The organism is Microbacterium sp. SMR1 (genome assembly GCF_003289625.1).
Lineage (GTDB): Bacteria > Actinomycetota > Actinomycetes > Actinomycetales > Microbacteriaceae > Microbacterium > Microbacterium plantarum.
The window spans coordinates 491,357-512,450 of record NZ_QMBN01000003.1; the positions used below are offsets into that span (position 1 = coordinate 491,357).

The 21,094-nt window shown below is 66.3% G+C and carries 16 protein-coding genes; 6 read left to right on the top strand and 10 right to left on the bottom strand.

Features of this window, described 5'->3' with window-relative positions; translation table 11 throughout:
• Positions 1-6 precede the first annotated feature (6 nt).
• The 4 genes from rfbA to DO944_RS12040 are packed head-to-tail and all read left to right on the top strand — an operon-like array spanning position 7 to position 4,533.
• On the top strand, positions 7-876 hold the full coding sequence (gene rfbA, locus DO944_RS12025) for a glucose-1-phosphate thymidylyltransferase RfbA (RefSeq protein WP_112617372.1): 870 nt from the start codon (positions 7-9) through the stop codon (positions 874-876).
• On the top strand, positions 873-3,119 hold the full coding sequence (locus tag DO944_RS12030; protein WP_112617373.1) for a glycosyltransferase: 2,247 nt from the start codon (positions 873-875) through the stop codon (positions 3,117-3,119). The genes rfbA and DO944_RS12030 overlap by 4 nt, the downstream gene beginning before the upstream one ends.
• A gap of 18 nt (positions 3,120-3,137) precedes the next feature.
• Positions 3,138-3,578 carry a GtrA family protein gene (locus DO944_RS12035; protein ID WP_181574230.1) on the top strand — a complete coding sequence of 147 codons (441 nt, stop codon included), beginning with the start codon at positions 3,138-3,140 and terminating at the stop codon, positions 3,576-3,578.
• Positions 3,579-3,588: 10 nt separating this feature from the next.
• Positions 3,589-4,533, top strand: a complete 945-nt coding sequence (locus tag DO944_RS12040; protein ID WP_181574231.1) for a glycosyltransferase family 2 protein — start codon at positions 3,589-3,591, stop codon at positions 4,531-4,533.
• A 61-nt stretch (positions 4,534-4,594) separates the two neighbouring features.
• On the opposite strand, the gene DO944_RS12045 is transcribed toward DO944_RS12040, so the two are convergent.
• The 5 genes from DO944_RS12045 to DO944_RS12065 are packed head-to-tail and all read right to left on the bottom strand — an operon-like array spanning position 4,595 to position 11,233.
• Positions 4,595-5,611, bottom strand: coding sequence for a Gfo/Idh/MocA family protein (locus DO944_RS12045; protein ID WP_112617376.1), 1,017 nt, complete (start codon positions 5,609-5,611; stop codon positions 4,595-4,597).
• Positions 5,608-6,705 carry a DegT/DnrJ/EryC1/StrS aminotransferase family protein gene (locus DO944_RS12050; protein ID WP_112617377.1) on the bottom strand — a complete coding sequence of 366 codons (1,098 nt, stop codon included), beginning with the start codon at positions 6,703-6,705 and terminating at the stop codon, positions 5,608-5,610. The genes DO944_RS12045 and DO944_RS12050 overlap by 4 nt, the downstream gene beginning before the upstream one ends.
• The gene (locus tag DO944_RS12055) at positions 6,698-7,321 is read right to left on the bottom strand and encodes an acyltransferase (RefSeq protein ID WP_112617378.1); all 624 of its coding nucleotides are present in this window, start codon (positions 7,319-7,321) and stop codon (positions 6,698-6,700) included. The genes DO944_RS12050 and DO944_RS12055 overlap by 8 nt, the downstream gene beginning before the upstream one ends.
• Before the next feature lie 58 nt (positions 7,322-7,379).
• Positions 7,380-9,314: a rhamnan synthesis F family protein gene (locus tag DO944_RS12060; protein ID WP_181574232.1), complete on the bottom strand. Its 1,935-nt coding sequence runs from the start codon at positions 9,312-9,314 to the stop codon at positions 7,380-7,382.
• Positions 9,311-11,233, bottom strand: a complete 1,923-nt coding sequence (locus tag DO944_RS12065; RefSeq protein WP_112617379.1) for a rhamnan synthesis F family protein — start codon at positions 11,231-11,233, stop codon at positions 9,311-9,313. Before DO944_RS12065 ends, DO944_RS12060 begins: the two co-directional genes overlap by 4 nt.
• Before the next feature lie 227 nt (positions 11,234-11,460).
• Between DO944_RS12065 and rfbB the strand changes: the two genes are divergently transcribed.
• Positions 11,461-12,459, top strand: a complete 999-nt coding sequence (gene rfbB, locus DO944_RS12070) for a dTDP-glucose 4,6-dehydratase (RefSeq protein WP_112617380.1) — start codon at positions 11,461-11,463, stop codon at positions 12,457-12,459.
• A 3-nt stretch (positions 12,460-12,462) separates the two neighbouring features.
• Positions 12,463-13,875 (top strand): bifunctional dTDP-4-dehydrorhamnose 3,5-epimerase family protein/NAD(P)-dependent oxidoreductase, encoded by a 1,413-nt coding sequence (locus tag DO944_RS12075; RefSeq protein WP_112617381.1) that lies wholly within the window; start codon positions 12,463-12,465, stop codon positions 13,873-13,875.
• Between the two features lie 47 nt (positions 13,876-13,922).
• On the opposite strand, the gene DO944_RS12080 is transcribed toward DO944_RS12075, so the two are convergent.
• From DO944_RS12080 to DO944_RS12100, 5 genes are all read right to left on the bottom strand, one after another.
• Positions 13,923-15,971, bottom strand: a complete 2,049-nt coding sequence (locus DO944_RS12080; RefSeq protein ID WP_112617382.1) for a hypothetical protein — start codon at positions 15,969-15,971, stop codon at positions 13,923-13,925.
• Between the two features lie 89 nt (positions 15,972-16,060).
• A complete protein-coding gene (locus DO944_RS12085) occupies positions 16,061-18,433 on the bottom strand; it encodes a VCBS repeat-containing protein (RefSeq protein WP_112617383.1) in 2,373 nt (790 codons plus the stop codon).
• On the bottom strand, positions 18,430-18,963 hold the full coding sequence (locus DO944_RS12090; protein ID WP_146752040.1) for a hypothetical protein: 534 nt from the start codon (positions 18,961-18,963) through the stop codon (positions 18,430-18,432). The genes DO944_RS12085 and DO944_RS12090 overlap by 4 nt, the downstream gene beginning before the upstream one ends.
• A gap of 74 nt (positions 18,964-19,037) precedes the next feature.
• Positions 19,038-19,970, bottom strand: coding sequence for a glycosyltransferase family A protein (locus tag DO944_RS12095; RefSeq protein WP_112617385.1), 933 nt, complete (start codon positions 19,968-19,970; stop codon positions 19,038-19,040).
• Between the two features lie 35 nt (positions 19,971-20,005).
• Positions 20,006-21,091 carry a glycosyltransferase gene (locus DO944_RS12100; protein WP_112617386.1) on the bottom strand — a complete coding sequence of 362 codons (1,086 nt, stop codon included), beginning with the start codon at positions 21,089-21,091 and terminating at the stop codon, positions 20,006-20,008.
• Positions 21,092-21,094: the final 3 nt, after the last annotated feature.

Consider the following 21,094-nt stretch of genomic DNA (forward strand, 5'->3'; position numbering starts at 1 on the left):
AGCATCATGAAGGGCATCATTCTCGCCGGCGGTTCGGGCACGCGTCTGCACCCGATCACGCTGGGCGTCTCGAAGCAGTTGATCCCGGTGTACGACAAGCCGATGGTCTATTACCCCTTGTCGACGCTGATGCTCGCGGGCATCCGCGACATCCTGATCATCACGACGCTGCACGACGCGCCGTTCTTCGAGCGGCTCCTGGGCGACGGATCCCAGTTCGGCATCTCGCTGACGTTCGCGCAGCAGCCGTCCCCCGATGGGCTGGCACAGGCGTTCACGATCGGCGCAGACTTCATCGGCGACGACAAGGTGGCCCTCGTCCTCGGCGACAACCTCCTCTACGGACCGGGCCTCGGTTCACAGCTCAAGCGCTACGCCGACGTCGACGGCGGGGCTGTCTTCGCGTACTGGGTAGGCGAGCCTTCCGCGTACGGCGTGGTCGAGTTCGATGACGATGGTCGCGCCGTGTCGCTGGAGGAGAAGCCCCGCGAGCCGAAGAGCAACTTCGCGGTGCCGGGCCTGTACTTCTACGACAACGATGTGATCGACATCGCCCGCAACCTCCAGCCCTCGCCCCGCGGCGAGTACGAGATCACCGACATCAACAGCGCCTACCTCGAACGGGGCAAGCTGCAGGTCGAGGTCCTCCCCCGCGGCACCGCCTGGCTCGACACCGGCACCTTCGATCAGATGACCGACGCCGCCGATTACGTGCGCACGATGGAGCGACGGACGGGTCTGCGGATCGGCGTTCCCGAGGAGGTGGCCTGGCGTCAGGGGTTCCTCTCCGACGACGAACTGCGCAACCGCGCGGCGAAGCTCGTGAAGTCCGGATACGGAACGTACCTGCTCGAGGTCCTCGAGCGCGGTCGGTGACGCCCCGCGCCGCGTCGCCCGGCACCATCGTCCGGACGACCATCCGGCGCGCGGCCGCGGTCGCCCGCTCGCGCGTGCGAGACGTCCGGGGCTCCTGGTGGGGCGGCCCCATCATCCGCCGCATCGACCGGGTCTGGTGGGCGCGGACCATCAACCGTGCCGACATCGTCGACCCGGTCGCCGTCTCCGCCCAGCGGCCAGGCCTGAGCCCGCGCGCCGCCGTGCGGCATTATGTCCGCCGGGGCTTCCGCGACGGTTTCGTCCTGAACCCGCTGTTCTCGGAACAGATGGTGTCGATGCAGCTCTCCGATGCGGGGAGGGTCCCGGCCCTGTACGCGTACCTGGTGAACGACCGCCGACGCATCCGGACGAGCCTGCTGTGGGACGCCCCCGGCTACGCCCTCGCCCACCCCGAGTCCTCCGACGATCCTGCCGGCCCGCTCGGCCACGCCTGGCGCGGCCTGCAGGCGGGGTCAGCCCTGGCCTTCGGCTTTCCGGGCGATCGTGCGCAGATGCGCGCGGACCGGATCTCGGCTCTTGCGACCCGAGCGCTCTCCCCGGCAGGGCGGACCGCCGCGGAGAGCGACCTGGCCGAACTCGCCTCCAACCACGTCGTGCTCCTGTGGCGCCTCGCCGGGCACGAGCGCGACTTCAGCCTCACGATGGACACGGCCGCGCAGGCGAGTCGCCGCATCGGTGCCCGTCTCGTCCTCGCTGTCAACGGCGAACGACCGGATGCCTGGGTGCCGGCCGTGGCCGCGTCGGCGGGCACCACCGGAACACTCGTCATCGCCGATGAGCCGTTGTCTTCCGTCGTCGGCAGCGTCACGGATCGGCTCGGTTCCGGCTCTCGCCTGATCGTCCGCGGGGCCGGTGACGAGATCACGACCGAGAGCGTCGTCGCCCTCGCCGAGACGGATGCAGGCATCACGTCGCCCCTCGTCCTCGATATCGACGGCGTCGTGATCAACTGCGGGCTGGTGCGGCGCGGACCTCGGCTGCATCCGCTCCTGCTCGGGCACCCCGCGGAGGACGCGCGCGGTCTCGGCCAGCGCGTGTCCGTCGACGGCATCGCCTCGTCGACGTTCGCCGTAACCGTGGGCACCTCGGCGATGCCGGACACCGCCCAGGTCCGCACCGACGCGTGGGTCATCTCCCCTGAGCGTCATCTCCCGGCGCATGCGCGGGTCGAGGCGGCCCGGGGCATGACCGACGACCTCGACCACCTGGTCGCCCGCATCGGTCTGGCCGCGGTCCACGACGACGACGCGCGACTCGGACGGCGATCGCCCGCGGCTCGATCCGCGGCGCCTCGGCTGCGGTGGGCGCTCAAGACCGCTGCTCCAGCCGGGCTCGGTGCGGAGTGGTGGGGCGACACGCACTTCGCGCGCGGGCTCGCCGATGCGCTCCGGCGCCTGGGGCAGGATGTCGTCATCGACTCCATCGGGGCCCGTAATCGACCGTCCCACCATCTCGATGACGTCGAAGTGGTCCTGCGCGGACCGGAGCGGATCGATCCCCACCGATCGGCGATCTCGCTGCTGTGGATCATCAGCCACCCCGACCAGCTGACGCGCGACGAGACCGCCGCGTTCGACCACGTCTTCGCCGCCTCCGAGAAGTGGATCCGGTCGACGGCCGGATCGCTCGGGCCGATCGAGCCGCTGCTGCAATGCACCGACGTGCACCGCTTCCACCCCACGGGTGCAGAGCGCACGGATCGGATCGTCTTCGTCGGCACGGCCCGCGGCATCCCGCGTCCCTCCGTCATCGAGCCGATCCGCGCCGGCTTCCAGGTCGACGTCTACGGCCCCGACTGGACCGGCTGGATCCCCGCGTCGTCTGTCGTCGCGGCGGGGGTGCCGAACGCCGAACTGCCCGCCCTATACGAAGGCGCGCGCCTCGTCCTCAACGACCATTGGCCGGCCATGCAAGCATCCGGATTCATCTCGAACCGGCTCTTCGACGTCGTCGCCGCGGGCGGACGCGCGATCAGCGACGACGTCGAGGGAATCGACGAGCTGTTCGGCGGCATGGTGCGCACGTACCGCACCGTTCCCGAGCTTCTGGACCTGCTCCGGCAGCCTGCTGATGAGGTGTTCCCCGACGCAGACGACGCCGAGGTGATCGGGAACGCCGTCCGCGCCCGGCATTCGTTCGACAGCCGCGCGGCTACGTTGCTCTCGGCTGCGCTGCGGGCCCGGGCCGGTCGAGCTGAGAAGCGTCCGGGTCAACACGGCTGAACTGGCAGAATGGAATCCATGCCATCGGAGACTTCTGTGCCGCGTAGCGGCGGTCTTCACCGAATCTGGTCGTCGAGTCTCGTGCGCTACCTCGTGATGGGGGGCCTCGCGTTCGCCTTCGACGTCGGTCTGCTCGCTTTGCTCCATGACGTCGCCGGTGTCCCGCTCGCCGTCGCAACGCCCACCGCGTTCCTTGCGAGCTTCGTCGTCACGTACACGCTCCAGCGTCTGTTCGCGTTCCGCGCGACGGACGCGGTTGCTCCCAGTGTCGTGCGGTACGCACTGCTCGTGGCACTCAACACCGCCCTCACGACCGGCATCGTCGCCTCGGCCGACGCCCTCGGCTGGCCGTGGCTCGCAGGAAAGGTCATCGCGGTAGCGGTGACCACGGTGGGCAACTACTTCGCATACCGCTACTGGGTCTTCGCCCGTCCGAAAGGTTCTTCCACGCATGTATAAAGGCGCCGTTGTGGCCGCAGTCGTCCCGGCATACAAAGAGGAACTGATGATCGCCAAGGTCATCGAGACCATGCCCGAGTTCGTCGATCACATCGTGATCGTCGACGACTGCAGTCCCGATGACACGAGCGGAGCCGCCGAGCGGGTGGGCGACCCACGGGTCACCCTCATCCGCCACGAGGTGAATCAGGGAGTGGGCGGTGCGATCATCACCGGGCACCGTGCCGCCCTGGACCTCGGCAGCGACGTCAACGTGATCATGGCGGGCGACGCTCAGATGGATCCGGAGTACCTGCCTAACCTCCTCGACCGCGTGGTCGAAGACGGATACGGCTTCGCCAAGGCGAATCGTTTCTACTCTCCCGAGTCGTTCAGCGGGATGCCGGGGTACCGTGTCTTCGGCAACATCGTCCTGTCGTTCATCACGAAGCTCTCGTCGGGTTACTGGAATCTCTTCGACCCGCAGAACGGATACACTGCGATCCGGTCCGAGGCACTCCGACGGGTGCCCCTCGACCGCGTGGCCAAACGCTACAGCTTCGAGAACGATCTGCTGATCCACCTGAACATCCTCCAGGTGTCGGCCGTCGATGTCCCCATTCCAGCTGTCTACGGCGATGAGGTCTCGAGCATCAAGCTCGGCAAAGTCGTTCCCGAGCTCATGCACCGGCTCACGGTCGGCTTCTGGCACCGTATCTGGTACCGCTATGTGCTCTGGTCCTTCTCGCCGATCGCTCTGCTACTGTTCCTCGGCCTCATCTTCCTCGGATTCGGGCTCGTCGTCACCGTCTGGCTCTTCTTCCAGATCCTCGGTTCCGTCATCGCCACGGCCGCGACCGTCATGCTGGCGGCACTCCCATTGATGTTGGGGACACAGCTCCTGATAAGCGCTCTACAGCTCGACATCCAGGCGACGCCCTCGACTCCCGAACACACACCTTTCGTCGCGCGCTGATTATGGAAGCCAGGGCTCCACGCCCTGAAAGCGCGGAGCCCTGCGGACCGGTGGCCTCGGATCATGCGGTGGTCGCGGCTTTGTCCCCGGTGTGGATGAGGCGCCCGTCGTCCGCCGCAGACTGGAGAGACGCCTCGACGACCCCGAGGACGTGAACAGCCTCGCGCATCGTGGACAGAGCGGTGTGCTGCCCGTTGACAGCGTCCCGGAATGCCTCGAGTTCGGCGCGCAAGGGCTCACGCTTCGGGAACGCGAAACGTGTGACATCTCCCTCGGAGACGCCTCGGAACGTCGAGACGGACTCCCACTCGAGGGCGGCCGTACCGTTGCGATACAGCGTCAGGTCAGCGGTGGCGGTGTCTGCGATGAAAGTCCCTCTCTCGCCGGTCACAACCGTGACGCGTTCTTTCATCGGGCTCAGCCAGTTGATCAAGTGGTTGACGACGGCACCGTCCGCGAGCCGACCGGCGATGGCGATCATGTCTTCGAAAGACCGCCCGCTCTGGAACGCGGTCTGCGCGGAAACCGCGGCATAGGACGACTGAGCGACCCACGCAGTGAGATCGATGTCATGCGTGGCCAGGTCCTTCGCCACTCCCACATCTCCGATGCGTGCCGGGAAGGTGCTCTGGCGGCGCGTCGCGATCTGGTAGACGTCGCCGATCTCGCCGCCCGCCAACCGATCTCGCAGTTGCTGCAGGGCAGGGTTGAACCGCTCCACGTGCCCCACAGCTCCGACGAGGCCGCGCGAGTCGAACAGGTCCGCGAGCGCGCGGCCCTGCTCCGAGCTGTCAGCGATGGGCTTCTCCACCAGTACGTGCACATCGGCTTCGGCCAGAACGCTGGCGGAAGCGGCGTGGAAGCGGGTGGGTACCGCGACGACAGCGATATCGATTCCCGCAGACGCCAACGCCTCGACGTCTGGGAGGACAGAGAGGTCCCCTGCGACCCCGTGTGGGTCGCCGGCTGGGTCGGCGACCGCCACCAGCTCGACGCCGTCGATCTCGCGCAGCAAGCGTGCGTGGTGGCGCCCCATCATGCCCAGGCCGAGGAGCCCTGCCTTCAACGGGGCGCTCATGCGCCGGCTCGCATAACGTGAGTGACAGCCTCGACGATGCGTGCCAAGTCATCGTGGTCGAGCGCCGGATGCACGGGCAGCGACACGACCTCTCGCGCAGCGGCCTCGGTTTGCGGGAGTTCGACCCCGGGGGCGAAGCCCGCGAGAGAGGGGAGACGGTGGTTCGGGATGGGATAGTAGACACCGCTGCCGATCTGATGCTCCTCGCGAAGCGCCGTGACGAACCCGTCACGATCCTCCGGAACCCGGATGGTGTATTGGTGATAGACATGGTGCGCCCCGTCGGCCACGATCGGGGTGCGGATGCCTCGAAGGTGAGCGTCGAGGTACGAAGCGTTCTCCCGCCGCTTCGCGGTCCATGCGTCGACCTTCTCGAGTTGAACCCGTCCGATGGCCGCGTGCAGGTCGGTCATCCGCGCGTTGAAGCCGACGACCTCGTTCTCGTACTGGCGTTCCATTCCTTGGTTACGCAAGAGGCGAAGCATGCGCGCGATCTCGGGGGTCGCAGCTGTGACCATTCCCCCCTCACCGCTGGTCATGTTCTTCGTCGGGTACAGCGAGAACATGGCGAACGCGCCGAAGGTTCCGACCGGCTGCCCATGCAAGCTCGCCCCATGGGCCTGGGCCGCGTCCTCGACCAGCATCAGCTCGTGGCGCGCAGCAAGGCCCTCGAGCGCCACCATGTCAGCGGGGTGTCCGTACAGGTGTACAGGCATGATCGCCCGCGTACGCGGTGTGATCGCTGCCTCTACGCTCGACGGATCGAGCGTGAAGCTGATCGGATCGATGTCAGCGAAAACCGGAGTCGCGCCGGTCAGCGCAACCGAATTACCCGTCGCGGCGAACGTGAACGACGGGACGATCACTTCGTCTCCGGGTCCGATGCCGCAGGCGAGCAACCCGAGGTGGAGCCCCGAGGTGCCAGAGTTGACCGCGACCGTCTCGCGCCCGCCGACGAAGTGGTCAGCAAACTCCCGCTCGAATGAGGCGACCTCGGGCCCTTGGGCGATCATTCCGCTGCGAAGCACACGGTCTACGGCAGCACGCTCCTCGTCCCCGATCTGAGGCTTGGCCGCAGGGATGAATTCAAGCACGAGTTTCCTCCTCTAGTACACCTTCAGACTCGACGAAGCGGGCTCCGGTGCGGGGACACACCCACCGCTCGCCGATTTGCTCGAGTGGCAAGCCAGCTGGTCCCACCCAACCGATGCGTCTGGCTGGAACACCCGCGACGAGAGCGTAATCGGGCACGTCCTTGACGACTACGGCACCAGCGGCGATGGTGGCCCACCGACCGATGACGACAGGAGCAACGCACGTCGCACGGGCGCCGATGGAAGCTCCTTCGCGCACCGTCACGCCAACAGGGGTCCAGTCGGAAGCGGACTTGGGCGACCCGTCGGGGTTGATTGCTCGGGGATAAGTATCGTTCGTCAGAACAACAGCGGGCCCCACGAAGACGCCTCTGCCCAGATCAGCTGGCTCGTACACGAGCGCGTAGTTCTGAATCTTGCAGTTGTCGCCGACAGAGACACCGGCGCCGATGTACACACCTCGACCGATCACGCAGTTCTCGCCGATCACCGCCCCCTCCCGCACCTGCGCGAGGTGCCAGACTGAGGAGCCCGAGCCGATGGAAGCTCCGCTCACCTCTGCTGAAGGCTCTACCCTTGGCGCTCGGGAGGAAGATGGGACTGTTGTGTCTGTCACGGGAGATCAGCCTAGCCCGTGACCAGCGCGCTCCTCGGGCCGCCACCCGGGAGAACACCTACTCAGCGGATTCCCCCTCTCGGCCCTTCAGGAGTCGGTTGGCGACATTGTGGATCCATCGGCCGGGGCGCCGACCCGGGTCCATCATCCGACGCAGGCGATGCACAACACCCATGTGGTTCACGCGCATGTACATGCGTAAGAAATCTCTCGCCGATCCTGCTCCGACGTACCCGAGCGCGCGAAGCCGATCGATCTTCTCGTCGACGTAGCCCGGAACCGTCGCCGACATCTCGTCGAGCTTGTAGTCGAGGGCGGTGTGACTGACGGCGGCGTAATCGGGCGTGACGATGGTTCGCGCGTGGTACCCGAGCTCCCCCGCGGCATACGCGGGCATGCGTTCCAGAATGTGTGCCAGGCCGCCGTCCTGATACGCCTCCGCGCCGCCGAAGTCCGCGTACTGCCACGGATGCTGCACGAGGATACGCAAAGCTGCCGGTCGTGCGATGAACATCGAGCCGTACGGTGCGAGGGGAGACACGTCGTCGAGCGGAACTCGAATCCCCAACTCCTCAGCGAGGACGGCGAACCCGGGCTTGTTGGCCCACCAGGCCCGGCCCAGGGTGGGGTACCCAATGTGAATCATCGGCGGGAACACGAGCCCCAGACCGGCTTCACGCTGGAAAAGTGCAATCACCCGCGAGCTATGCTCGGCGTCATTGAGAAGGTTCAGGAACTGTTGCTGCCTGAAGTGCGTCCCGACGTTGTAGCCGTCCTGGGGGGTCTTCTTGCTGTGGAGCTTCACGACAATGTCGTAGTCGTCGGATAGCAGTACATCACGACAGCCGATCAAGAATGCACTCTGGTCTCTGCCGTCATTGGAGTCCACGACGCGCACCGACACGGCGCCGCGTTCGCCCGGTAAGGCCGCGAGGCGCTGCTCGATGTCTCGTGCTCGATCCGCGTCGGGAGTGGTGACGATGAGGTCATATGCGAGAGGCAGCGTATTCGCACGTTCGATCAACTCGCCGGTCATCTCGGCGTAGAAGATGTGAGCTATGACGACGATCCGCAACGGCGCCGCGGGGTCGTACGGCGGATGGTCGACATTCACGATGTCCATGAGCCCGGCGTCGGCATTCAGAACTTTGGGGGGGACATTGCGTGCGAGATTCGCCAGCGCCATCTCTATCGGGTATCCAGCATCAGCTGCGGCGTCCAGCAGCCATCGCCCGACAACCGCGTGCCGGTCGAGGAACGGAGGCGAATGGAAGAACGGTCGCTTCTTGAGCAGAGGACAGCCATCCTGCATGAGCGCGAGCGGCGCCAGAAGCGAGGCATTGACGCTGCCGTACTCGTCGGATGCGAAAGCCACATCACCCGTGTAGCCGCTCTCACGGAAAGCAGAAGTGAAGACGATCTCGTGATTCTTGACAGCGTCGGCGTACGACCCTATCTCAGGCAGTTCGTCCCAATAACGGGCCCATCGTTCACTCGTGAACATTTCGCGTCGCACGGCGATCCAGAACGATTGAAAGTGGTAAGGAACATTCTTGCCCGCCACAGGATTGTGCTGCTCGGGCGCATGATCGGTCATCCCCCAGAAGTGGAGCGCGCGCGATGCCATCCGGTCGAAAACTGGTGCGAAGGGACGCACCGGGCCGAACCACGTGTCGTTGGTCAGAACAAGCTCGTCGAATTCTTCTATGCTGCGCCCGAGATGCCGAAGCGCGTAGCGTTGCGCCTCGATATCAAAGCCCGTGTTCTCACGTTCCAGGATCACATCGGCAACCCGCTCGAGCCGCGCCCGCGCGACAGGCGTCAACGAACCGTTGACGACGGCGACTATGTGTTCGCTGTGCGGTCGCAGTGCCTCGAGCGCGTGCACCACGTAGTCATCGACACCGCCTCTGCGGTCGTAGACCGTGTAAATGACCAACCGACGTGCGTGCGCGTGCAGCGCGACGGCCGGGACAACATTCGGATTGTTCACGAGCGGCCCCCTGTGATGATCCGACGCCCCTTCGCGACACCCTCCTTCGCGGTCCGGAGCACGGCGCGGGCACCGCGACCGACAGGCTGCATGACCGGGTCCAGCTTCCGAACCACTTCGTTGTGGTTGGTCTTCATGTACATGCGGAAGAACGCCACGGCACCGGCCGTGCCGATCCACCCGGCGCGATGCAGGAACTGAATCTGCTCGACGGGATACCCCGGGAGGTTCACCGCGAGTTGGTCGAGCTTGTACTCGAGCGAGAGATGGGTCGAGCTCGCATGCTCCCCGTCTAGCACGGTGCGACAGTGCATGCCTTCCTCCCCTGCTGCGGCGGAGACGAGCCGCTCGAGTAGGCGCTGGAGGTCCGGCACCTTCTCCGCCGACCGGTCCCGGAAGTCGCGGTATGTCCAGCGAGCAGACAGGTACGGGCGCAGCGCTGCAGGCCTGCCGACCCACATGCCGCCAAGGGGAGCGAGGGGGGTCACACCGTCGAGAGGTACTCGGATTCCGAGTCGATCGGCCATGTCGTGGGCAGCGCCGCGGTACCAGGACCAACCGGCTCCCACTGTCGCGTAGCCTGCTTGAATGACAGGCGGGAACACAGCGCCGAGACCCGGCTCGCGGACGAAGAGCCCGAGGAGGTTGGCGATGTACTCAGGACTGCCGATGAGGTTGTCGCGGGTGTAACGCCGGAAGTACTCCGCGACCGTGCGACCGCGTCGCGATGGGACGCGGTCATGGAGCTTGACGAACACGTCGAAAGTCGAGCTCAGCAGCTCGTCGCGGCATCCGATGAGGAACGCGCTCATGTCGCGCCCGTCGACCGACGGGACCACTCGCACCTCTGCTGACGAGAGATGCGCCCCTTGCGCGGCGAGGAGGGGCTCGACTGCCGGCACCAGGCCCGCATCGGACGTCGTGACTATGACGTGCACCGTGGTCGGGAACCACGACAGCCGCTCCAGCAAGGGAGCGACAGCCTCTGCAGAGGTCGCGTGGATGACCACCAGTACACGAAGTGAGGACAGATTCTCCGAAGCCGTGACTGCAGAACGGGGCAACACCTCGAGCATCGCAAGGTTCGTGTTGATCACCTTCGGCGGAACAGTACGCGCCAGGTTGTTGAGGATGAGAGCCGTCGGATAACCCTCCGAGGCGACCCGTTCCAGAACCGTACGGCCGATGACGGCATGGCGGTCGAGGAACGGAGGCCAATGAAAGAACGGTCGGCGTTTCACCAGAGGGCAGCCGTCGTCGATGAGCAACGTCGGATTGAACAGCGCCGGGTGGTCGGTCGGATAGTCACTTGATGCGTATGCGACTGCGGAGCGGAAGCCTGCCTGCACGAACGTCTCCGTGAAGACCGTCTCATGCTTCAGGACAGCATCGAAGTAGGACGGCATCTGCGGCAGGTCGCGCCAGTACCGCTCCCACCGTTCCGAAGTGAACATCGTCCGTCGAACGGCGATCCAGAACGACTGCAGATGGTAGGGCAGGACGCCCTCGCCGGTGAACGGGTTCGGCTCTTCCCGAGCATGATCCGTCATACCCCAGAAGTCGGCGTCGATGACATCCATGCGGCCGAAGACGGGACCGTAGGGCTTCACCGGGCCGAACCACGTGTCGTTCGTGAGTAGGACCTCATCGAACTCGTCGAGCGCGGAGCCCACGTGACCGAGCGCCTCTTTATGCGCCCAGATGTCGAACCCGACGTTGTCTCGAACGAGTATGTCGTCGCAGAGTGGCTCCAGTCGTCGCCGAGCGTCCGCTGTGAGTGATCCGTTGACAACCGCGAGAATGTGAGCGGCATGGTCCCGCATGCCCGCGAGGGCATGAAGGACGTAATCGTCGACTTCTCCACGCCGGTCGTAGATGACGTAGATGACGAGCCGACGCCCATCGGAGGGGAAGATCACCGCGCGCTCCTATTCGCCCCTGTCACGGTACCCCATGTGTCCTCGACGCATACGGCAGGGAGCTCAACCGCACACGGACCACGGGCGAGCTTAGATCGAGCAGTCGACGATTGCCTGTGTGCGGGCTCGGAGCCAGAACCGGAGACAACGCCGCTGGGCTCCGACATGGCAGCGACGCTGACCATGCACCTCGGTCGTCGCCGCCGCCTGCCGGTAGCCTTGATGACATGAGTCATCTTCTCGTGACGGGCGGCGCCGGGTTCATCGGTTCGAATTTCGTTCACCACGTCGTCGGCAACACCGATGACTCGGTGATCGTGCTCGACAAGCTCACCTATGCGGGCAACGCTGCATCCCTTGCGGGCCTGCCGGAGGATCGGGTGCGCCTGGTGCAGGGCGACATCGCCGACGCCGCGCTCGTAGACGAGCTGTTCGGCCAGGTCGACGCCGTCGTGCACTACGCAGCCGAGTCGCACAACGACAACTCCCTCCACGACCCCCGCCCGTTCCTCGACACGAACATCGTGGGGACCTACACCCTGCTCGAGGCAGCGCGGAAGCACGACAAGCGCTTCCACCACATCTCCACGGACGAGGTGTACGGCGACCTCGAGCTCGACGACCCGGCACGGTTCACCGAGTCCACGCCGTACAACCCGTCCTCGCCCTACAGCAGCACCAAGGCCGGCTCCGACCTGCTCGTGCGCGCATGGGTGCGTTCGTTCGGGGTGAAGGCGACGATCAGCAACTGCTCGAACAACTACGGGCCGTATCAGCACGTCGAGAAGTTCATCCCCCGCCAGATCACCAACGTCCTGCGCGGCATCCGCCCCAAGCTCTACGGCAAGGGCGAGAACGTGCGCGACTGGATTCACGCCGACGACCACTCCTCCGCCGTGCTGACGATCCTCGATAAGGGCGTCATCGGCGAGACGTACCTCATCGGCGCCGACGGCGAGAAGGACAACAAGACCGTCGTCGAACTCATCCTCGCCCTCACCGGCAACCCCACCGACGCGTACGACCACGTCACCGACCGCCCCGGACACGACCTCCGCTACGCGATCGACTCCACGAAGCTCCGCACCGAGCTCGGCTGGACGCCGCGCTACCAGGACTTCGAAGCCGGCCTGAAAGCGACCATCGACTGGTACCGCGACAACGAGGACTGGTGGGCGCCCGCGAAGGACGGCGTCGAAGCTTTCTACGCCTCGAAGGGGCAGTGACGCGTGGCCATCGAGTTCGGCAAGACGCTCACGGTCACCGAGACCGCCATCCCGGGGCTGATCGTCCTCGATCTTCCCGTGCACGGCGACTCCCGGGGTTGGTTCAAGGAGAACTGGCAACGCGAGAAGATGACCGCGGCCGGCATCGATCTGCCCGACTTCGGCCCGGTGCAGAACAACATCTCGTTCAACGACGCGGTGGGCACGACCCGCGGTATCCACGCCGAGCCCTGGGACAAGTACGTCTCGGTCGCCACGGGCCGCATCTTCGGCGCTTGGGTCGACCTTCGTGAGGGGCCGACCTTCGGGGCCGTCTACACCGCTGAGCTCGACCCCTCGCGAGCGATCTTCGTCCCGCGCGGCGTCGGGAACTCGTATCAGACGCTCGAGCCCGACACCGCGTACACGTACCTCGTGAACGACCACTGGTCGCCCGATGCGACCTACACCTTCCTGAATCTCGCCGACGAGACCGCCGCGATCGAGTGGCCGATCCCGCTCGATCAGGTCGAGATCAGTGAGAAGGACAAGAACCACCCGCGTCTTTCCGATGTGGTTCCGATGCCGCCCAAGCGCATCCTGGTGACCGGCGCGAACGGCCAGCTCGGCCGGGCTCTGCGCGCCGAGTTCGGCGATCACCCCTGGATGGAGTACGCGGGGCGGGACGAGCTCGACCTGACGTCGCCCGACCTGGCCTCCGCGCGCCGGTGGCGCGACTACAGCACGATCATCAACGCGGCCGCGTACACGAAGGTCGACCTCGCCGAGACCCCCGAGGGGCGCGTCGAAGCCTGGGCTGCCAACGTCACCGCGGTCGCCGCGCTGGCGCGCCTCGCGACGGCGAACGGAATCACGCTCGTGCACGTCTCGAGCGACTACGTGTTCGATGGAACGAAGGACGGCGCGTACACCGAGAACGACCCCGTGTCGCCGCTCGGCGTGTACGGGCAGACGAAGGCCGCCGGGGATGCCGTCGTGTCCGTGGTTCCCCGTCACTACATCGTCCGCACCAGCTGGGTGATCGGAGACGGCAACAACTTCGTCCGCACGATGGCTTCGCTCGCCGAGCGAGGGATCGATCCGAAGGTGGTCGACGACCAGATCGGGCGTCTGACGTTCACCGACGACATCGCGCGGGCGATACGGCACCTGCTCGACGGCGGCGCGGCCTACGGCGTCCACAACGTGACCTCACACGGCGAACCAACGACCTGGTATGAGATCGCGCGCGACGTCTTCCATATCGGCGGCCACGACCCTGACCGAGTGACGGGGGTCTCGACCGCGGAATACTTCGCCGGGTCAGAACGCGCTGTAGCCGCGCGACCGCGCAACAGCATGCTTCGCCTCGATCCCGCCAGCGGTCTGCACCCCGGGCTCGCGCACGAACGACTCCGCGCATACCTCGCGGATTGAGACAGCACGCGCGCACCCGATCGACGGGTGCGCGCGGCAGCTCTCCGTTACCCCGCCACCTGATAGATACGCATCGTGGTGGGACCCTCGAGGATCTCCTCGGCGAGCGTGACGCAGGCCGACTCGATGGGCACCTCACTCAGGACCCAGGTGACGTTCTCCTGCGCGAACGACGCGCAAGGATCAAATGTCATCTGTACCTGATCCGGGTAGGGATTGCGCGGCGCCGGGTCGCCCTCCCCGAGGACCCAGGAGACCATCCCCAAGCGGTTCCAATACTCCTCCGAAGCTCCGGTGGGGTCGATCTGAGCCCACATCTCGAGGGAAGGGGCGCCTTGGAAACCATTCAATGCGGTGACGCCGGACTCCACCAGCATCATGGTCGGAAGCGATGTCGAAGTGATGCCCACCCAGGTGCCGGGCTCCTCCTCATCGATGGTCTGAACGGCCTGGACAGTCTTCGTCTCTCGCAGATCGAGCACGCCGCGGTACAGGGGGTTTACCCCCACCGTTGAGACGACGGACACGACGAGCACAGCGATCGCGCCCCCGGTGGTCCTTCCGCGGGCAAAGAGTCCGACCGAAGCCACGAAGAGAACCGCGACGATCACGAGAACTACGGTCGCTCGGGGTTCTATACCTGCCAGGTAACCCTGGATGCCTGTCATCTGACGAATACGCCACGCCACCATGGCAATGGAGCCGGCTGCAAGTACCGCCGCGCACGCCGATACCCACCACGGAGGCCGTCCCGCTCCGTCGCGGACTCTGTCATCGACGGCGCGCCCCACGACAACGACGAGAACGAAGCTGAGCACGCCGAAACCGATGCGCATGCGTGCCGACGTCGTACGGTCGAGCATCAGCACGTGAGCTACTGCGTCCCACCCGGGGATGACCAGGAAGGCGAACATCACCGCGCCGGCTGACAGAAGTGCCACGAAGAGCGGATCGACGCGCCGGACTTCTCGCCACCGGATTACCAGAATCCAGACGACGACGACGATCAGAAACAGGCCAGGCAGGAAGAACGTGGACGCCTCGGACATGTTCATCGCGAATGGCCGGCCCTGAGTGCGGTCAAGGTCGAAGGACAAGAAAGCACCGAAAAGCTGACCGAGTTCCCGCCAGCCGCCCTGACCGACTTCCTGCAGCCTCTCACCCGGATAGACAGTCGAGGTGAACCCCTGGATCGTCGACCACCGGGTAATCAACCAGCCCACCATCACCAGGGCCGCGGCAGCGCCCGCTGCCAGAAGCGGCAAGAGTCTCACGACACGTCGCGCGAAGGGAAGCGCTGGGGGCACACGTTGCAAGACCACTCCGACGACGAACGATGCGGAGACCAGTACGACGGGGACGATGAACGGCACATAGACACCAACGGCCATCGCTGCTGTCAGCCAGGCTGTGAGCCCCGACAGAATCCACGCACCGCGTCGTCGCGCCGACCGAAGGCACCACACCGCCGTTGCCATCACGAGCAAAGCCCACGCGGCCGGATAGAGCGTCGTCGACAGATACCACCACTGGAAGAAGGGCGCGAAGAAGAATCCGACGGACAACGCCGCTCCCGCGATTGGCCGGCGCGGCATCAAAACGACCGACAGCAGATACCCCGCGGCGATGATGGCGAAGCCAGGCAGCCACCACTTCAGTGCCATGGCTTGGTCGAGCGGGAAGAAGAAGAACCCCCAGAGGTGGGGCCGCAAAGCGGTCGACCAGTCCGTCGTCGGCAGATCGTTCTGAACCGTCGCATCCATCCCGCCGGGAAACGTCTCGTTGCGTGCAGGCAGCTCCTGTTCAACCTGCGAGATCACCCACGACGTTTGAACCAGCCACTCGTCGCTGCGGACAGGCTCCGGCTCGCCGACGATGAGAGCAGGGTCGTCCCCTTCACTGATGAGACTGTGGACGATGCCTGTCGAGGAGCCCGTCAAACCCAACGCGACGAACGCGACCAGGACAGCTGCTAGCAACGCCAGCGGCCACCCGATAACGCGGCGGTTGGGGAGACCGTCCGGCCGCGGAGCCGTCCATCGCGCGTAGCCGGCGCTCAAGGACGGCCAGGACCAGGTTGCCAAAGGGTTCGTCACGGAGCGGGTCTCATTTCTGAAAGGGCCGACCCTCCAGTGTCGACCATCGCGGAGAAAAATCCGAACCGAGGAGCTCTGCCGTCCCCGGGTCAGCGGATCTGCGTCATCACGTCCCAGCCGATGCCTACCACGCCCTGCCCAAGCCAGCCGCCGCTGCCGTTGCCTCGGTACAGATGCAGATCACCGTTCTCACCTCGGCCCATCACATCAGGGCCGCCTACGCCGTCGAAATTTCCGGGGCTGAACACCGTTGGGAAGACCTGCCATCCGACGCCGATCTGTCGGATGGATCCCCAGCCGCCACGTCCGCTGGTGCCGTACAGCCAAAGGGTTCCATCGGTTCGGCGTCCGATCAGATCGTTGACGCCGTCACCGTCGACATCGCCGGCAGCCGACAGCGAGTTGATGATCTGCCACCCCACACCGACGAGTTCGCCCTTGCCCGTGAGCCAGCCTCCCATCCCGTCGCCTCGATAGAGCATCAAGTTACCTGCGGCGTCTCGCGCCAGGACATCGACGCGACGATCGCCGTCGAAATCGATACCGCCGGTGACGAGTCCGAAGCCGTTCCACCCACTCCCGATAGTCTTTGGTGCCTCGAAGGTGCCGTCACCACGGCCACGCAGCAGTTGGAACGTTCCGTCAGGAGTGATACGCCCGAGGTCCGCTCGTCCGTCACCGGTGAAGTCCCCGAGCGGCACGATCGTCGCCTGCCCCCATCGCGAGTCCACCTCAATGGGGCTAAGCCAACTACCCGTTCCATCGCCGCGGTAGATACTGGCTACGCCCTTCGCGGACACGGCGACGACATCCGCCGCGCCATCACCCGTGAAGTCGCCGGCTCCGCCGGGAAAGGACTTCTTCCAGCCGGGTTTCGGGCCCTCCGAGGTAACGACGCTCATGATTGACCAGCCGCTTCCGACAGGAGCTGTCTGACGCGCGAAGGCTCCCTTACCGTTGCCTTCGTACGCCCAGAGCAGTCCCGCGCCGTCGACGGCGAGGATGTCACCGCTCCCGTTCCCGGTGAAGTCGCCGGGCATGAGGATCGAGCGCATGCCCTCCCACCCTCCGCCCAGATACTCACGGCCGTCGCGGAACCCGCCGTTGCCATCGCCACGGTAGAGCCAGAGCGCCCCCGACGAATCGCGAGCGAGCAAGTCGGACGCACCGTCTCCGGTGAGATCTGCGCCGCTTACGAAAGCGGTATAGCCGACCCACCCACTTCCGACCTGCTTAGGCGCGGCGAAGGTGCCGTACCCGGTGCCCTTCCAGAAGAGCAACAGTCCTGTCTTGGTCGTTGTGTAGACATCGGGAATACCGTCACCGTCGGCATCGCCGGCCGCCGAAATGAAGGTCGACTCGGACCAGTCCACGTCGATGCGCTTCTGCGGCAGGTCGCCCGCTCTCGCTTCGAGCGGGCGCAGCCATACCCTCATTGAGGAGTCGACGACGATCATGTCGCGCCGCTGGTCGCCGTCGAAATCGCCAACCGCGAGCACCCGATCTGTGCTCGCGATGCCCCCGGCAGTCTGAACCCGATCACCCCACGTAGCACTCTTGAACGGATAAGAGATAACGGCCCCCGCATTGTCAACGGCGACCACGGACGAGTCGACCCCGTACTTGGGTGCCGGCGCAGGCGGCTGCGTCGACCCGAACCAGTCGGTGTAGAGCCGCCAGAAGTTGCGGTTTCCATACGAGGAGCACGAGTCGCCCGTGCCGTACAGGTTGTTGAGTGCGGCATGGTTGGGGACGTACGGGGTGTAGATGTACAGACCCGCCGTCGCCTGGTTCTCGATGTAGACGCGCTGGGTGCCGCAGTTGTTGTACGGGTGGTACAGGATGTTGTTCCACCGGCCGGCCTGGTAGCCGAAGTCCCGGGGGAACGCCTTGTAGATCTTGTACTGCCGGGCCGCGTAGTAGACCTGGTAGAAGAAGCCCAGCGTCGCCGAATCGCAGGGAGCCGTGTCGGGGCATCCCTGTCCGGTCGCCGCCGCGTAGGCGCGCGCGGTCGGGGAGGTCGACGTGACCAGCGACTGCTCCTTTTCGAGCAGCACGAGGATGACCTTCTGGCTGATGCCGCACGAGCGGGCGACGCGATCGATGATCGTGGACGCACTCTCGTTGCCGCGCCCCTCGTACCCGTTGCAGTAACGGTCGGACGGGCGGTTGTCGGTGTTCTGGCGGTAGTCCTTCAGACACGTGTAACCCGACGAGCAGGAGCGCACCTGGCGCTCCATGAATGCTTGGATCTCGGGCGAGCCCATCGCGTTCGAGTCGTAGAAGGCGGCATCGCTGATGATGTTGCCCGGGTTGAAGTCCGACCCCGAAGCCGCGGCTGCGGCCGGCGCCGGCGCGATCGACGACGACAGCGCGACCGGAGCCGCGACGAGCAGCGCGACGGCGCACACCCATGCGGCGAGGACCGCGACGGACGAACGGATGGTACGGCGCGCGCTCACTGGCTCGACTCGACGCTCGAGTCGGCGGAACGCGCCCGCGTCGATGAGGACTCGTACTGCACGTCGAAGCGTGTCGCGGCCGAGTCGGATGCGACGTCCGCCGACATGAGACCGCAGTAGGTGACCCCGTTGCCGGCCGTGCTGGTGATGGTCGCCACCCCGACGCCGTCGACGCGGAGCGTGCAGGTACCGTCATCCTCGCTGACGCCCGGGATCATCGCGGTGACCTCGAGGGTCGCACCGCGCTGCTCGGCGGTGATGATCAGCACCTCGCCGTTGTAGGGCGTGTCTACCTCGACCGTCTCGGTCGGAGCCGGCATGTCCGGAGTCGCGGAGCCCTCGGGCGTCGGCGTCGGCTCCGGCGTCGGACTTTCGAGCGTCGGAGTCGGAGTCGGAGACGGAGTCATCGCACCGCCGACGGGCGTGGCGCAAGCGCTCAGGGCCAGCATCCCGACGACGAGTCCGCCGAAAAGCCGGAAGCTCGTCGCGGTCACCGAGGTCGTTGTTCTGCGCACACGGGGAGAGGTCACGCAATCATTCTGCGGCTATCGCCTCGTTCACACAGCATCCACGCCGAACCGTCATCCGTCCGTTACTGCGCCGGTCAGCGCGACATCCGGCGGCGCAGACGGCGCAGCCGCGACCAGATCGGCTGATGCGCGTCGATGTCGGCGCGGATGGCGGCGCGTTGCTCGCGAAGTTCTCGCCGTAGCGACTCGGTTTCGTTTCTCAGCTCCGCGACGATACGGCGCTCCATAGCGCCCAGGTAGAGCGGCAGCCCAGCACCGTTGTCCGCCACCCAGGCACGGAGCTCGCGATCGCGAACGATCATGTCATCGCGGTCATGGAGGTGCTCGAGCGCGAACATGCTGTTGCCCTCCGCACCCGACGCGCCGGGGCGTTGGGTCCAGAACGCCAGCGGCGCTCCCCCGATGAAGCCGAGCGTCCCGATCGCGAGGACGCGCAGGTAGAACTCCCAGTCTTCGACGGCTTCGAGCGACTCGTCGTAGGGACCGACGCGCTCGTGCAGCGCGCGACGGTAGAGCAGCGAGATGGGAACCGCGCGATTCACCTCGAGCAGATCGATGAATCGCAACGCCGTCAGATCCGCCCAGAACGGCACGCGGTCCGTCTCGGCCCAGCGCCCTGCGCGCTTCTCCTCGTACACGATCGCCGTCGCGACCCCGACCCCCGAGTCGTCCGGGTGGTCGTCGAGGAAGGCGACGGTGCGGGCGAGGAACTCCGGCGCCCAGAGGTCGTCGTCATCGTGAATGACGACGAACTCGGTGTCGAGAGCCTCAACGCCCGTGTTCGCCGCGGCGCATCGGCCGCCCGGGGCCCGCGAGTCGAGCACCGTCACGGTGTCGGCGACGGCGGAGGCCGAGACCACGGCCTCGACAGCGGCCCGATCGCTGCCATCGTTGACCACGACGATCCGTCGGTCGCCGAAGGTCTGAGCGGCGACATCGGCGAGGGCCCGGGCGAGGAACTCGGGTCGATCGGCCGTGCGGATGACGACTCCTACGCGTGCGGGCATACGTCCACCCTAGGAGGAGAGAACCGAGGCCTGCGTCACAGCTCGGCGTGGAGGGCCCACACCCGCTCGGCGTGATCGCGCCACGAGAACGCGCGGCCACGATCCCCGGCGCGCACGGCCCACCGGTGCAGTTCGTCCGGCGACGAGAGCACCTCCCCCGCCGCATCCCGCAGTTCGTCGAACGGCGCGATCCGTGCCCCGTCGAGCAGCACCTCGCGATGCACGGGCGAGTCGCAGGCCACGACGGGCACCCCGAGCACCATCGCCTCCACGGCACGCCAGGGGAACCCAGATCCGACCGACAGCGCGATCAGCAGGACGGCCGCGTCGAGCACGGCAGCGCGGTCGGCGGCATCCAGCCGGCCGGGCACGATGACCCGGTCGCGGTCGATCCCGGACTCGGCGATGGCGCTCGCGACGTCGGCCGGCTCGTCGAACACGACGATGCTGGAGGTCTGCTCCCCGGCGATGGAGGCCAGCACGGCCCGGAGCTGTTCTTCCGTGCCGCCCGCGACGACCGCCGCCCGGTCGGGCACGCCGAGCTCGCGCCGCCGCCCGATGGCGTCGGTGGGAACACGGAAGTCGGCGGGCGCAGCCCCGGGGATGACGCGGATCCGGCCGCTGAGCTTGGGGGCGATCTCCGCGAGGCGATGCGCGGTGGCATGAGCGGGGACGATGACGGCGTCCGCGTGCTTCTCGGCGCGCTTGAGCAGCGCGCGGTGCGCGAGCACCGTCGCGCGGGGGAACAGTGCGGGCGTGTCCCAGACCGCGAGGTCCCACAGCGTGACGACGGTCTGCTCGTTGTCATGAGCCCGATCATGCTTGACGAGCGGCGCGAGCAGGGTCGGCGCATGCAGCAGCCCTCCCGCGACGCCTCCCGGGATTCCCATCGGCCAGGAGGCCAGCAGACCGGTCCGCGGGAACGGGGCTCGGACGGTCTGGGCCAGGCCGCCGACCCCAGCAGCCGCCTCCGCGGCGTCCGAGGGGACGACCGCAGCGACCTCGCATCGCGCCGGCGCCGTCGCGACCAGCGCGCGCGCCACTTCGAGGGACGCCTCGGCGGAATCGGCGTCGACGACATCGACCAGCTGGTCGAGCACGACCCGCAGAACCGTGGTCATCGC